11 protein-coding genes are annotated in these 14900 nt (G+C 38.2%); 5 read left to right on the top strand and 6 right to left on the bottom strand.

The genetic code is table 11. The features are described from left to right. Positions 1-973: 973 nt before the first annotated feature. The gene (locus tag FRZ67_RS11385) at positions 974-1168 is read left to right on the top strand and encodes a hypothetical protein (protein WP_147189679.1); all 195 of its coding nucleotides are present in this window, start codon (positions 974-976) and stop codon (positions 1166-1168) included. A gap of 570 nt (positions 1169-1738) precedes the next feature. On the opposite strand, the gene FRZ67_RS11380 is transcribed toward FRZ67_RS11385, so the two are convergent. Further along, entirely contained in the window at positions 1739-4384 is a 2646-nt protein-coding gene (locus tag FRZ67_RS11380) for a M4 family metallopeptidase (RefSeq protein WP_147189678.1), read from the bottom strand. Between the two features lie 369 nt (positions 4385-4753). Beyond that, positions 4754-5416 (bottom strand): 4'-phosphopantetheinyl transferase family protein, encoded by a 663-nt coding sequence (locus tag FRZ67_RS11375; RefSeq protein ID WP_147189677.1) that lies wholly within the window; start codon positions 5414-5416, stop codon positions 4754-4756. Between the two features lie 140 nt (positions 5417-5556). Here FRZ67_RS11375 and dcd point away from each other — a divergent pair, with 140 nt between their 5' ends. Continuing rightward, positions 5557-6093: a dCTP deaminase gene (gene dcd, locus FRZ67_RS11370; protein ID WP_147189676.1), complete on the top strand. Its 537-nt coding sequence runs from the start codon at positions 5557-5559 to the stop codon at positions 6091-6093. 6 nt (positions 6094-6099) lie between these two features. Here dcd and FRZ67_RS11365 read toward each other — a convergent pair whose 3' ends face one another. Then, the gene (locus tag FRZ67_RS11365; protein ID WP_147189675.1) at positions 6100-7368 is read right to left on the bottom strand and encodes an NRAMP family divalent metal transporter; all 1269 of its coding nucleotides are present in this window, start codon (positions 7366-7368) and stop codon (positions 6100-6102) included. A gap of 129 nt (positions 7369-7497) precedes the next feature. Here FRZ67_RS11365 and FRZ67_RS11360 point away from each other — a divergent pair, with 129 nt between their 5' ends. Next, a complete protein-coding gene (locus FRZ67_RS11360; protein WP_147189674.1) occupies positions 7498-8097 on the top strand; it encodes a DUF1684 domain-containing protein in 600 nt (199 codons plus the stop codon). Positions 8098-8339: 242 nt separating this feature from the next. Here the strand turns inward: FRZ67_RS11360 and FRZ67_RS11355 are convergent, their stop codons facing one another. Together FRZ67_RS11355 and FRZ67_RS11350 are read right to left on the bottom strand one after the other, a co-directional pair. Continuing rightward, positions 8340-9029, bottom strand: coding sequence for a response regulator transcription factor (locus tag FRZ67_RS11355; protein WP_147189673.1), 690 nt, complete (start codon positions 9027-9029; stop codon positions 8340-8342). A 4-nt stretch (positions 9030-9033) separates the two neighbouring features. Continuing rightward, the gene (locus tag FRZ67_RS11350) at positions 9034-10617 is read right to left on the bottom strand and encodes a sensor histidine kinase (RefSeq protein ID WP_147189672.1); all 1584 of its coding nucleotides are present in this window, start codon (positions 10615-10617) and stop codon (positions 9034-9036) included. Positions 10618-10907: 290 nt separating this feature from the next. Between FRZ67_RS11350 and FRZ67_RS11345 the strand changes: the two genes are divergently transcribed. After that, complete coding sequence (locus FRZ67_RS11345) at positions 10908-11642, top strand: GLPGLI family protein (protein WP_147189671.1); 735 nt, start codon at positions 10908-10910, stop codon at positions 11640-11642. Between the two features lie 148 nt (positions 11643-11790). Then, positions 11791-13638, top strand: a complete 1848-nt coding sequence (locus tag FRZ67_RS11340; protein ID WP_147189670.1) for a sensor histidine kinase — start codon at positions 11791-11793, stop codon at positions 13636-13638. Positions 13639-13769: 131 nt separating this feature from the next. Here the strand turns inward: FRZ67_RS11340 and FRZ67_RS11335 are convergent, their stop codons facing one another. Then, entirely contained in the window at positions 13770-14822 is a 1053-nt protein-coding gene (locus tag FRZ67_RS11335; protein WP_147189669.1) for a 3-oxoacyl-ACP synthase III family protein, read from the bottom strand. Between the last annotated feature and the right edge of the window lie 78 nt (positions 14823-14900).

Here is a 14900-nt window from a genome sequence, read left to right as displayed (position 1 = left end):
TGGTTTCAAGTTCTATTGTTTAGCCAACACCATTGTAATAGGAAGACACTGTACTCTTTTTGTTTCGGGCTTAATGGTTGCAGGATCTGTGTAGATGATTCCAGAAATAGCATTCATTTTAAACTCCTTGCGAACTGATGCAAAAGACAGCTCAGTTAACCCGTTAATGTTATGCACTTTGATGCATTTGTGTTTTCTCTTTAATGATAATATTGTCATCAATGAAGAATTGAGCAAATACTGATAATTGTCGTCCTTCACTTTGTACTTATTCCCTTAAGTCTGTTGAACCTTAGGTTTGTATTGCTTTTTACATAGAGGTACTTCGAAAGACAAAAATTTGCTGTTGAGTTTCAGTTATTAGTGCCAAAGAGAGTAAATAGTGATCAGCTTTTGAGCCTGGCATTTTATTCATTATGGGGTTCCTTGCATCGCATACTTTTACTGCATAGCTATAACAGCAATTGAGGTGTAAGCAAGAGAACCAGTTCAATATATTATAGTTTTTAAGACATACAGGCCTGTTGGCAGTGTAGTACTCTTGCTACAATTCTTTCGTAAAGAAATATACAGCATTTAAATAGTGCGTTCTATTTTCTATGCTTTTGACTGACTGTTATTTTGTGGTATCAAATCAACTACTCCGGGTTTTTAAAAGTAAATTTTAAATCGTTAACCCAACCTTCTATTATATTGTATATGAATCAGTGTGTTTGTTTGTAATGAGTAAAAAAGGTGCCTTCAAGGCACCTTTTATTTGTGTAGCTTGTATTTACTATAGGCTTGGAACTTATGTAAACTACTTTGCATTTATCATTTATGGATATTTACGTAACTACAGGCATTACCAGTGTAGTAATGGTTCTACAAATGCAATAAAAAATACAGTACAATATTTATACAGCCCCCTCTATTTTTTAAGCTTCAGAACCATCTTTATTTTACAGTTTCAAATCAATTAAGTTTTAAAGGAATGAAAATAAGCAGTAATAAAGAGGCAGTTACTTATATCCAATCATCCATGTTTAATAACCAGGGTATTAAAAAAAGCAGGTATAAGGCCTCTCCATTGGAGCAGAAAAAGTATGGCCGCGGCAATAAATCCTTATTCTATGCCATTATTTACGGCTGTATTATCGGTGCTCTTCTGTTCCTGATTTTACGTTAAAGAAGATACCTACTTAAAACATAAGCTTGAGGAAGAACAAGAGGCGTTTGATTTGTAATGTAAAAAAGGTTACTGAGAAGTGGCCTTTTTTAGTGTGCTGATCAAAGATAAAAAAACCCCGGTTTTACCGGGGTAATTAGTTTGAGCAGGTTTTGCGGATTTTTTGGGGTTCGGATTGGGTTGTCAGTATAAATCAATTAAAGGCCATGTTTTCATATTGTACGTTTGTTTTCATATCAGCCATTGTTTTCAAAGGTTCGGGGTTTAAAGAACTAATGCTTTCATAGTTTTTTAGGGGTTCGTCAAAATTCAAGGTTACGGTAATAAAAACGGACTATTAGTAGAAAGCCAAAGCTTATGCCATAAGTATAAACAATTGATTTTCAATATATTTTATAATTTCGGAGATCTAAATTTCCCATAATTGGAAAATTGGATTTCTATTTGGGACAAAATTTGCTATAAATAGCAAAAAATTGACAGGTTTTTACAAAAAAGTAATATTTGAAAAAATAAAAAGCTGCTCTGTTAAAGAGCAGCTTTTGAAATCATAGCGACAGTTTTAAAAAATTAATTCACCAGCAGCTGTGCGCGTCCTACAATTTTTCCATTCTGCTCTGCCACTACCATAAATACGCCACTGTTTAGTCGTTCTGTTCCTTTAAGTATAAACGTATTCTTTCCCTTTGTTCCATTATTTTCTTCCTGTAATACCAGCAGCCTACCGGAAAGGTCGCTTACTTTCAGTGTAACCTTTCCCTGCGCAGCCAGTTCCATTCCCACTGTTGCCATAGTCCCTTTCAGCGGGTTAGGAAGTATAGTAAGGCTATTGCCCTTGTTTTGTGTAATATCAGTCATTGTAGCCAAACCAGTACCACCACTTATGCGGATACTGTAATCTTCCACTTCACCGTAAGTAAAGATGGCACAAGGGTCGGTTTGTGTAACGCTGTAAGACATTTGTACCCTTAAACCTGTGCGTGCATTTGTAGCTGTTGCCGGTACAGTGAATGGAAGGTTAACTGCAGCAGCACTGGTTGAAATAACACTACCCAGGTTTTCTCCTGCATCTGCATAATCACCATCACGGTTAAAGTCGGCATACACTGTCCAGTTTTCTGAAAATATACTGCTGACAAAGCCTGGTGTTAACTGCAACACATAAGACCTGCCTGCTTTTACAGGACCAGAAAAGCTAACGAAATTTCCATAACCTCCATTATTACCGCTTGTATAGCCTGTAGTACCCACCGCAACCCTTTGTATAAATTCATAATCGGTACTCTGACCGTATGAAATACAATATCCACCTGCTGTTAATGTGGTAAAAGTTATAGGTGAACTATAGCCGCTTGTAGTACCACCGGAACAATTGCTTTCTATTTCTACATCGTAGGCAAATGCTGGGCTTAAACCGGTAAGATTATAACTCGTTGCTGCGATATTCGATACAGTGTTCCAGGTAGTGGCGGTAGATAATTTCCATTGCAGATTATAACTACTTACTCCTGAAACGGCTGACCAGCTAATAGTTGCTCCGGACTTTGTAATATTGGAAGCAGCAAGGCCAACAGGATAGTCACAACCGGTAGAAGAAGATCCCAGACCTACTGCATAGAAAGCATTTTTAACCTGGTCTACTTCGTTAGAAGTAGCACCATAAAGATCTGATGCAGCATTTACACAGGCAGTACGCCAGTCGATATACTGGGAAGTAGAAACAAGGTAAACTGACTGGGACCTGTAGATGATCTGGTCTGCTTTTTCAAGGCCAAGTGCTCCAACGGTATAAGCATTGCCTATGTCATTAGTGCCGGTGCCCCCATTAACCAAAAGATAAAACATGAAATTGCCCACACCGCTGTTATAATGTACGCCGCCATTATCGCCAAAACCGGTGTACCAATAAGTACCTTTATATGTGTCAGGCTGACCAAGCAAATTAGGGTTACTAATGTCTCGTATTATCCAGTTCATATCATTACTCAATTGCCAGTTAATGTCTGTTGGTTTAGACCAGAACTGAACAGATTTACCCATTATATCACTGAGGCTTTCATTCATTGCGCCTGACTCGTAACTGTACACAAGACCGCAGGTTGCCTGTGTTACACCATGAGTAAGTTCATGACCCGTTACGTCTATGCCTGTTACCCCGCCGCCTTCATTTGTAGATCTTTTGCAAAAATGCATGGCACTTCCATCCCAGTAAGCGTTATCAATATAGGTGGGATCGTTCACGTAACTGTATAATGCGGTACCTGCATTATCATAACTGTTACGTCCAAATTTGGCCATGTAAAAAGCATAGGTTTGCCCTACACCATAATGTGCATCAAGTGCTGCAACATTGAAACCGCTGAGTGTCCAGTTGGCAGTAGCGCTGGAATAGTCTGTTCCGTATGAACCTGATTCACCATGCAGTGTTATCACACCATTTCCTTTTGTATAGTCTCTTAACTGGTAATTGGTACCGGTAAAATCGGAATGTATGGTTTGTGTTCCGCTCCAGTAAGTACCAGCCGTACCAGTAGCATCAGTAAAATATATTTTATCTTCCTTGCCGATTATTTTACCTGTAATAGCATCCACGAAATAATCAGCCCTGCTCAGCGGTTTAATGGCATATACATCTATCTTATATGCAAGACGCAATGCTCTTGAGTCTAAACCAAAACCCGGGCTGTACCATACCAATCTGGCCTTTGGCATATAGCTGGCATATTTATTACCGGTTTGCATTTTGATGTTTTGTTCCATACCTGCATCTTTCCATGCATAGACCTGCGCACCTACAGAACGAATAGCAGTTTCTTCAGCCTGGCTGGCAGATAAACGGGCTGTATTTCTTTTGTCCATTTCAGGATCAAAATCTACAATTATCCTTCCCGTCATTCCCCGCAGGAGACCGTTGCGGGTATGTGCTATATACATGCTGTTCTCAACAGGGATGCCTTTGTAAGTCTGGAAATACCTGTAATGTATATAGCCTAGTTTATCAGGCTCAGTCTTTGTCAATATAAGATCCGCATTAGCATCCAGTCCAAATATTGTCCGGGCGGATGCAGCTGTAAAACGGACATTCTGATTGGCGGGTACAGCAGTATAATGATTGCTGACGCCTTTTTCGCCACGAATAATGGATTTTAAATTTACCTGCCCATATATGATACCGGACAAGAAAAATGTAGCAATAACAAGTAAATGCTTTTTCATAGTTTTTGTTTTTATGATGAAAGTTTAAAAAATAACCATAGAAAAAAGTTCAATGGAATACTCGTAAAAAATACCTGCGCCAAAATATAGCCGCCTGTGCATTAGTAAGGTATGTGCAAAGCAATAAACAGGCATTTCATGACTGCTTTATATTTCTGAAATGAAAAGTGTTGACTAAGGTTTTTAACAGGAAAATGGGTTATTCCGGATGGCTGTGAGGACAAGTTAAATGAAATTTCTTTTTTGTAAAAAAGAAATATGCTAAACAGGAAAGCAGAAGCTGATGTTACGCAATAGATCTTTTTTGGATCCCGGCTTTTAGTACTTAAAGTGTCTTTTGTTGCGTCGCACTCTTGTACTGCAGTAACATTAAGCAGCAGAACTTAGCCACACCAAGCATAGCCCTTCAAATACCTTATATTGAAGACCAAGGTCGAAAATCCTTTGCATTCTTATAAAATTTGCTGCAATACTGCCTTCTGTCTTTATTTCAAAAGGCTGCAATAAAATATGATCGCTGAAATCTACGCTACCCCAGCCCCACCATTTATATACGGCTTCTTTGGCACACCATAAAACAGTGAGGCTTTTATCGTTTAGCGTTAATGATGTATCAGCTTTGTCCTGCAGCCAGGTACCTGCCACATGGAAGTGTTCCCGTTCCTGAATATTTAAAAATTTGTGACTTATTTTTTTTATCCTGCCGGTGGGTAGTTCTATATCTATACCTACCCTTTCTTTCCTGCTTACAATGGCTGCAGCATAATTGCCACAATGAGAAATAGAGAAATGATATTGTTCATAAGGAAGGTAAGGTTTTCTTGTATCGGCAATCACAATCTCTTCGTAAGGAAAATCAGGGAACAGGTGTTTTAATAAATATCTCCCGGCAAGGTGCTGCAGTCTTTTATGCGGATGTGTAATAGCTCTATGCTGCGGTACGGATGCTAAAAAAAAATCCTCCGGTTCTTCTATCTGCCAGATGCCCAGTTTTGTATTGTCGTTAATATTATGTTGATAAAAGAGTGCCAATTTAAGATTGAGGACTTTAGATTGCAGATTTACGATTTATTTGCAGAATATTTGTTGACCAAAGTTACTTTACGCTAAAGTGAGTGACACAACAGGCGATGCCACAAAGAACATAAGCCGGTAACATAAATAAATATCACATGATCTTATCTGATTTACGCATATTGGAAGAAATAGAAAAAGGTACTATAAAGCTGATACCTTATGACCGTGAATGTCTCGGCAGCAACAGTTATGATGTGCATTTGGGCAAGTGGCTGGCTACTTACCGCGAACATATTCTTGATGCAAAAAAGCACAATGAAATTGAATATTTTGAAATTCCGGAAGAAGGTTTTGTATTGTATCCGCATATATTTTATTTAGGCGTAACACTTGAATATACGGAGACGCATGCGCATGTGCCCTTTCTGGAAGGCAAATCTTCTACCGGCCGTTTAGGGATAGATATTCATGCAACGGCAGGCAAAGGTGATGTGGGTTTTTGCGGCAACTGGACCTTGGAAATATCGGTAAAGCAACCAGTGAAAGTTTATAAGGGCATGCCTATCGGCCAGCTTATTTATTTTCCGGTTGATGGCGAGATAGAAGTAAAATACAACCAGAAAAAAAATGCCAAATACAGCGGGCAGCCGGACAAGCCTATTGAAAGTATGATGTGGAAGAATAAGTTTTAGCAATAGTTATTGTGCAATTTGCAGGTAGATCAAAGTAACTGCAGCAGTGGTCATTAACAGCAGGGTAAAGCCTCCCAAAATGTTGGCAGTTCTTTTATTGGTAAAGTCCCCCATTATTTTTTTGTTATTGCATATGTGCAATATAATGGCGATAAGAACAGGTGCAGTTAATCCGTAAAGAATAGCAGAATAAACAAGAGCCTGTATGGGTGTTATTCCTATATAATTCAATGAAAGACCCAGTATAAGAGAGATGGCAATAATAATGTAAAACGGCCTTGCTTCATTAAACTTTTTATCCAATCCCTCTTCCCAATCAAAGGTCTCACAAAAAATATAAGACAGGGAGCCACTTAAAACCGGGATGGCTAGTAAACCTGTGCCAATAACGCCAACAGCAAAAAGCCAATATGCAGCATCTCCGGCAAGCGGACGTAAAGACTCGGCAGCCTGTTCTACCGTATCTACCTGGTGAATACCTCCTTTAAATAACACGGTACCTGCCGTAAGTATAATAAAGAACATTACCAGATTGGAGAAGAACATACCAAAATCCACATCCCTTTTCATTTCTTCTGTTACTCTTTTATTTACAATCAATTTCTTTTTGCGATGTTTTATTTCTTCCACTTCCATGTTAGCCTGCCAGAAAAAAAGATAAGGAGAAATGGTAGTTCCAAGAATAGCCACAAGCACGGTAAGATAATTCTTATTAAATTGAATGGTGGGTACGATAGTATCTTTAAGAATAGTTAACCAATCCTGTTTGTATAGAAAAGGAACTATAAGATAAACAAGCAAAACAGCACAGAGGTATTTAAGTACGGCCGCAATTTTCTGGTAAGGAAAATAAATAATCGAAAACAACAGCATTACGGTAAACAATACACTAAAATAGCCCGGTTCTATAGATGGGAATAATAAATTACCCACTGCACCCATACCCGCGATATCTGCACCGATGTTCATAACAATAGCAGGAAAACTAAATACCAGCATTAAATATAATACGGGCCTGGCATAATGCTTTTTAAGCGTTCCTGTTAAACCATGCCCGGTAACCAATCCTATTCTTGCGCACATTTCCTGTATGGCAGCCATTAAAGGAAATGTAATAAATGCGGTCCACAGTGTATTTAAACCATAGGCAGCACCCGCCTGTGTATAAGTGGCTATGCCTGAAGGATCGTCATCGCTTGACCCTGTTATAAGGCCAGGGCCCAGTTTTTTCCAATACCGGAGAAATTTATATGCTCTTGTTTTTTGTTTATTCATGATGGGGGCCTTAAAATTTAACTGGTAGTGTTATCAAAAATAAAAGAATAACACCTGACAATAACAGATAACCCAAAAATTACTCATCAGGTAACAACAATGATTATCTTAGCCGCCGAAATATTGGGTATGAAAAGAATTATTTTTTTGATCGGCATCCTGTTCATTGTAAACATAGTTTTGGCACAAAAAGATACAGCGCTTATTAATGAGATCAACCGCTTTCAAAAGGAACTGATACAGGAATATACAAATGCCGGTACGTCACCATTAAGCAGGGAAGCAAAAAAAGAATTTAAAGGCATTCATTTTTTCCCGGTGAGTATGCAATATGTGGTTACCGCAAAGTTTACACGAACCGCTAATGAAAAAATATTTGAGATGCCTACATCCGGAAAGGAAACCAAGCAGTATGTAAAGTATGGTGAAGTAACCTTTACTATAAAAGATAAAGAATATACATTAGGCGTTTATCAATCTATCAGCCTTGCCAGCCAGCGTCAGTATCGTGATTATCTTTTTATTCCTTTCCGCGATGCAACAAGCGGTAAAGAAACTTATGGTGGGGGCCGTTATATAGATCTTACTATTCCACAAACAAATACGGTGGTTATTAATTTCAACAAAGCTTATCAGCCTTATTGTGCATATACTGAAGGATACAATTGCCCCATACCACCAAGAGAAAATTATGTGCCCGTAAAGATAGAAGCAGGAGTAAAGTATTAGTATTTATGCTGGGCCCTACAGCAGTAATACTATTATACCTTCGTTGCGTCGCACACTTGTGCTGTTGTACAAATTTCATCAGTTTAAAAGTTCACATATTTACAAGTTCTCTGCGTTAAACAACGCGTAAACTTTTAAACCCGTAAACGTGTAAACCTGCTCATATTTACTCCAAACGTACCAGTGAGTGACACAACAGCAGATGCCATAAAGAACAACAGCCGGCTACAAAAAATATTTTATCAATCTGTTACAAACCTGTAACCAACGCCTTTAATAGTAAGTATCTCCAGTGCGCTATCTGCTTTTAAATAACTACGCAGTTTTGTAATATACACATCAAGATTGCGGCTGTTGAAAAAAGAGTCGTTGCCCCAGATCATGTTGAGCATGTCTCTTCTGTCAATAATACTATTCCTGTTTTGCCATAAAAATTTCAGTAACTCCGTTTCCCGGTAAGATAATTTTCGCTCTTCGTTATTTATTGTCAGCGTTTGCCTGTTAAGATTGAAAATATATTTACCCATGTGGAGGCTTTCTGCAGTAGCAGGTATAGCCCGTTGATCTTTTTTTATATGCAATACATTTTCGATACGCACTATTAATTCTTCCATACTAAAAGGCTTGCGTATATAATCATTGCCACCGGTGCGAAAGCCTTTTATCACATCTTCTGTTTGCGTTTTTGCCGTAAGAAAAATAACAGGTATATCAGCATGCTCATTTCGTATATCTTCTGCCAGTTCAAAACCATTGCGGTTGGGCAGCATTACATCCAGTACACAAACATCGGGTTGTTCTTTGCGAAATGTTTGCATTACCACAGCGCCATCTGTTTCCATGGCAACTTCGAAGCCACGGCTTTCCAGTGTTTCCTTTACGATCTTGCCAAGAAACAATTCATCCTCTACATAGAGAACTTTAATGCTCATAATTTTATTTCTTTTTTATGATCCTGCGATGTTCATCAATATAAATTACAGGTGCTTCTTTAACAGGCAGCTTAATAATAAACGTGCTACCCTTTTCTTTTTCACTTTCCACGCAAATGAATCCCATATGACGTTTCAGTATCTCTGATACATAGCTTAATCCTAAACCATAACCTTTGGTATTATGCTTATCACCTGTTGGCACACGAAAGAATTTATCAAATATTTTTTGCCTGTATTCGGATGCAATACCAATACCGTTATCACTCACTTTTATTTCAAGTATATCATTTGGTAATGCTGAAAGCTGAACATTAATAACCGGTTTTTCTTTGCTGTACTTTAATGCATTGTCGAGTAAATTATAAATAACACTGGTGATATGCAGTTTATCAGCTTCGAGCATAAACTGTTCGCCTGCTGTTGTAAAATTTACTGTTGCATTATATTTTTCAAACTGCAGTTTCATGGTATCAATAACATCCTGTATCAACACCCGCAAATCAAATTGTTCTTTAGTGAGTTCAATATCCCTGTTCTCAAACATAGACAGCCGCAGTACTTTATCAACCAGCAATGATAAACGTTGCAATTCTGCTGCAGATATATCCAGGTATTCTTTTGTTCTTTCCGGGCTTTGCAACGCATCGAAATTGCGTAATGCTTCAATGGCAACATTCACGGTTGCAATAGGTGTTTTTAATTCATGGGTAATATTGCTGATGAATTCATTCTTCATTTCTGCGAGTCTTCGTTGCGCCAGCAGGTTGCGGTATAAAAAAACAAATGATATAATTGTGAATGCAATTAATAAAACGGATACGAGTATAGGAAGACTTATTTTTTTAATGATATAACCAAACGGATTATCAAATACTGCCTGGTAAGCAAATGTTTTTGATAAGCCAACAAAAGTAAAATTGGTGCGTAGCTCCCCGGTATGTGCAGTATCCGGCTCATGTTTTGAATTGGTGTCTAATAAAATATGAAACGGAATAAAGATGCCAATTCTTGCCAGTTCTGTTTTATAGGCTGAATCAATTTTTTGCAGTGAGATAGAGTCGTTAATAGTTTTACTTTTAGAAAAATATTTTATCAATTGCGGTGGTCCATCATGCGGAGGGTGAATAGGGATGTCAAACGGCTCTGTGGTGCCAACCTGCATCGTTGATTCTCCCTGCATATGTACATCCGGACTGTCTTTAAACCTATTCACCGAGATCATCACCTGTCGTTCTCCATTTTTTCTTAATGTAGAATCAATAAACTTTTCTTTTACACTATCTATTACATCAAACACGAAAAGATTATCAGGTAATCCTTTTTTAAAAAAAGCGGTATCGTTTCTAAATCTTTGCAGTTGCAGTTTATATACCACATCGCGAAAAATTATATCAGTTCCTTTGCTTAAATTATTCCATTCATCTTTATACAATCGGTTTATCCACCAGCACTGGAAAGCAACGATCAGAATGATCGTACTTATCATCAGTATCACTGATACAATTTTAATTTCCCAAACCAGTTTTCTTTTTCCCATTGTTTGTTGTGATAATGTTTTTGTTACCGGCTGTAGTACTGATGGCATCGCTTGTTGTGTCACTCACTTGTGCGTTCTGAACTCTATGAGCAGTGAAAAGTCAACATGCATTCACTTTTCACTTTTATCTTTTCACTTGTTGCTTTATGTAATGAAGCACAAGAGTGCGACGCAACAAAAGTCTAATACATATTCTTTAGCCTGGCTCAAAACATTTCTCTTCTTGCAAAAATATACAAACAATACTGCAGCCGTTGATGCATTAACCTTAATTAACCTTATAGCAAGATTGATTAACAGGCATTGCCTTTAGTTTTGATATTACAAAAACAAAGGTTATGAAAAGATATGCAGTAACAGCATTCATGTTGTTTTGCGCCGCAATGGCCAATGCGCAGATAAAAGAAGGTACAATTATTTATGAGCGAAAGGCAGATCTGCACCGGCGCATGCAGGATGAACAAATGAAGGCAATGGTGCCGCAATTCAGAACAGACAAACAGCAATTATTTTTTAAAGAAAATATTTCTGTCTACAAGGCCATAGCAGAAGATGAAGCTCCTGATCCTTTTGATGATGGCAATGGTGGCAGGATTATGATACGCATCGGAGGGCCAGGTGATGGCGGCATATTATATAAAAATTTTTCTACACAACAATTCTTTGAACAAACATCATTAGGGGACAAAGATTTTATAATTGATGATACGGTAAAAGCACAACCATGGAAATTATCTGATGAAACAAAAGTCATTCTTGGGCATACCTGCAAAAAAGCAACTGTAAAAACATCCATGGGCAGCGATGTAACAGCATGGTATACGGATGATATTCCTCTCCCAATTGGTCCTGAGAATTTTAATGGTTTACCTGGCGCAATCTTAATGATGGATGTAAATAATGCAGAGATTGTGTTTACCGCAGTTGAAATTAAAAACGTTGCGGATGCAAAAGAATTAAAAGTACCCAGCAGCGGCAAACATATATCAAGAGCTGATTTTCAAAAGAAAATGGACGAATTGTTTGGCCCTCCCACACCAGATGGGCGACGTATTATAACACGTGAAAATTAATTTCTTTCTTAAATATGTTTTTAAGCCCTGGCTTTTGGCCGGGGCTTTTCTTTATAAAAAGATTTAAGCACCTGGATAAGGAAAACCGGCATAAAATTTCTAATTTTATAATGCTTACGGTAATTTGAAAATCCAAAATATCCAATTCATGTTAACCGAAAACCTTGTTGATGAAACACGCTTCATTTCTCCTGAAACCTTTGTAAATTATTTGCGTTGGAATATTGCTGCAAACGGAGAGCCACTACATACTGTTTTTAGAAAGACAATTTCCCACATACATAATGCCAGTGAAAAATCTGCAGAGCAAGCATATCTTATTTTAAAAGATGATCTTAAGAAGGCTATGGAACTGTATGCACGGCACGCAGTTTCAAAAGGTAAAATATCTTTTGAGATGGTGTTGCGTTATCATACAATACAGGGAAAAACAATTTATACACTTTGCAAAGCAAACATAACCGAATGGTCAAAGCAGGGTACCGCCTTAAAGATGGAGGGATGCCATATGGATATAACAATGGATAAAAATGCATTTGCAAAAGATGAGGAACAACACCGGCTGATTATTGAAGGCGTTAATGCAGGCATATGGGATCTTGATGTAAGAACGGGGCAATTGTGGTGCTCTGATAAAGTATATGAACTTATTGGTTATAAGCGTGGCGAGATAGAATCTACTTACGATATTTTTTTTAATGAATTGCTACACCCTGACGACGTAAAGAGAACTGTTGAAATGATGAGCGGGCATTTTAAAAGCAGTGCGCCTTACATAAACGATATAAGGCTTAAACATAAAGATGGAACTTATCATTGGTTTGAAACGGCTGGTAAAGCAAAACTCAACAGGGCAGGAAGACCTGTGAGAGTAGTTGGCTCGCTCACTAATAAAGATCAGCGCAGAAGATTATTAATGGAATTGGAGCGCTACCAATTCCTCATCAACGAATCAACAGCATTAATAAAAGCCGGCAGTTGGGAAATAAATTTTGCAAACGATACACTCATCTGGTCGCCTGCCATGTTTGAGCTTCATGAAACAGAAGAAGACTTTCGTCCATTGATCCGCAACCTGTTCCAGTTCCTGCAGGAGAGAGATCGTATACATTTTAAAGCCTTACTAAAAGAAGCCTATCACAACGGCAAAGCATACGACGTAACATTTGAATCTGTAACCGCAAAAGGAAACCTGAAATGGATAAGAACAATTGGCAAACCTGTAATTAATACAGATGGCAGTATTACTACCATACGTGGTATTACGCAGGATATACATGCGCAGAAACTCAAAGATGACCAGATAAAAAACTCTATAGATGTTATTACTGCAAGGAATGAATCGCTTAGTAATTTTGCGCACATCGTTTCGCATAATTTAAGATCACATGCAGGCAACATGGAGAGCATTCTAAAATTGCTTGATGCCAATAGTGATCCTGTTCAACAAAAAGAATTGCTTGTGTATCTTAAAAAGATATCTGCCAATCTCAACCAAACTATTGAACATCTTACAGAAACAGTGAAGGCGCAGAATAGTTCAGTTATTCCAAGGACTAATATTGTTTTTAGTGATACCCTGAATGAGGTACTTGATGTATTGCGCCCAACCATCAATGAAACAAATGCAATCATAGTGCATGATACAGCCGAATATGAAGAGATCGAATATATTCCTGCTTACCTTGAGAGTATTGTGCTCAATTTACTTTCTAATGCAATCAAGTACAGAAAACCTGATATAAGACCTGTTATAGAGATCAGAACTTTTTTTGATAAGGGAAGAAAATGTTTATCTATTACTGATAACGGGCTGGGTATAGATCTTTCCAAACATGGCGATAAACTTTTTGGTATGTACAAAACGTTTCACGCCAACCCGCATGCTATTGGTATTGGTTTGTTTATTACAAAGAACCAGATTGAATCTTTAGGTGGATGCATTATAGTAGAAAGCGAACCCGGGAAAGGAACAATATTTACTATACGATTTTAGCTACGATGTACCCAACTGCAGTAAATAAGTTGGGCTGCTGTTGCGTCGCACTCTTGTACGCTTTATCCATGAGCCGACTAAAAACAATTTCCAGAAAAATAAAATTAGCAAGCAAGCATTCCATTGCTTATCTAAAATCTTATCAAGGCGCTGGCCCATGTAAAACCACTGCCATAAGCTCCTAAACAAAGAAGATCGCCACTTTTTAGTTTGCCGTCTTTTACCGCCTCATACATTGCAATAGGAATTGATGCAGCAGTTGTATTACCATAGCGGTAAATATTTATATAGATTTCATCATCTGTTAAACCAAGCTTTTGTTGCACAAACTCTGCGATACGTGCATTTGACTGGTTCAGGATGAGCATATTCAGATCATCTATAGTATAATTGTTTGCAGTAAGGGCTTCATTAATTACATCAGGCAAAAAAGTAATAGCCCTTTTCATCACCGCATGGCCATCCATGTTTGGATATATCTGTGCGTTTTCAATCATTTCCTGTGTGATGTACTGGTTTCCGAACCAATCCTGTTCAGGATATGTTGCGGCAGTTTCTTTTGCCCAATGATTAGCATGGGTTCCGGGATTGTAACACGCTAACACTTCCGCACCATTACCATCACAATGAAGATGCGTACTTAAAATGCCATCATTTTCTTTTTCTGTTGGCTGCACTACAACGGCACCGGCTCCATCTCCAAACATTACACTAACAGAACGGCCTCTTGTAGAAAAATCAAGCGCAAAAGAATGTTTCTCCGCACCTACCACAAGAATATTCTTATACATACCCGAACGAATAAACTGGTCAGCGACGCTTAACGCATAAATAAAGCCGCTGCACTGATTGCGCACATCCAGGGCACCAATATTTTTCAGGCCCATTGCTCTTTGCAGCAAAACGCCACAGCCGGGAAAAGTATAATCAGGAGAAAGTGTTGCGAATACAACAAAATCAACTTCATCTTTTGTAATACCGGCATTCTCTATCGCCATCTTTGCTGCTTCGGCTCCCATTGTGGTGGTAGTTTCTCCAATCCGGTCTGCATATCTTCTTTCTTTGATACCCGTTCTTTGCTGGATCCATTCATCAGTGGTATCCATGTATCTCATAAGATCAGCGTTGGTAACAATATTTTTGGGTACGTACATGCCTATTCCGGCAATTCTAGTTTTTGGCATAAGATGTTTTTACAGTGGTGTTCCATGAATTTTGGTGTGCAAAAGTAACGAAAAATACATGGTAATAATTGCCATAAC

The sequence above is a fragment of the Panacibacter ginsenosidivorans genome, from assembly GCF_007971225.1.
GTDB lineage: Bacteria > Bacteroidota > Bacteroidia > Chitinophagales > Chitinophagaceae > Panacibacter > Panacibacter ginsenosidivorans.
The sequence above is the reverse complement of the archived record's forward strand: the minus strand, read 5'-3'. Positions and strand labels throughout refer to the sequence as shown.

What these genes read in the sequence shown, in the direction of transcription:
- FRZ67_RS11355 (WP_147189673.1), bottom strand. Translation starts at nt 9,029, where the DNA reads ATGAGCATTAAAGTTCTCTATGTAGAGGATGAATTGTTTCTTGGCAAG.
- FRZ67_RS11335 (WP_147189669.1), bottom strand. Translation starts at nt 14,822, where the DNA reads ATGCCAAAAACTAGAATTGCCGGAATAGGCATGTACGTACCCAAAAAT.
- FRZ67_RS11385 (WP_147189679.1), top strand. Translation starts at nt 974, where the DNA reads ATGAAAATAAGCAGTAATAAAGAGGCAGTTACTTATATCCAATCATCC.
- dcd (WP_147189676.1), top strand. Translation starts at nt 5,557, where the DNA reads ATGATCTTATCTGATTTACGCATATTGGAAGAAATAGAAAAAGGTACT.
- FRZ67_RS11365 (WP_147189675.1), bottom strand. Translation starts at nt 7,368, where the DNA reads ATGAATAAACAAAAAACAAGAGCATATAAATTTCTCCGGTATTGGAAA.
- FRZ67_RS11350 (WP_147189672.1), bottom strand. Translation starts at nt 10,617, where the DNA reads ATGCCATCAGTACTACAGCCGGTAACAAAAACATTATCACAACAAACA.
- FRZ67_RS11340 (WP_147189670.1), top strand. Translation starts at nt 11,791, where the DNA reads ATGTTAACCGAAAACCTTGTTGATGAAACACGCTTCATTTCTCCTGAA.
- FRZ67_RS11360 (WP_147189674.1), top strand. Translation starts at nt 7,498, where the DNA reads ATGAAAAGAATTATTTTTTTGATCGGCATCCTGTTCATTGTAAACATA.
- FRZ67_RS11345 (WP_147189671.1), top strand. Translation starts at nt 10,908, where the DNA reads ATGAAAAGATATGCAGTAACAGCATTCATGTTGTTTTGCGCCGCAATG.
- FRZ67_RS11380 (WP_147189678.1), bottom strand. Translation starts at nt 4,384, where the DNA reads ATGAAAAAGCATTTACTTGTTATTGCTACATTTTTCTTGTCCGGTATC.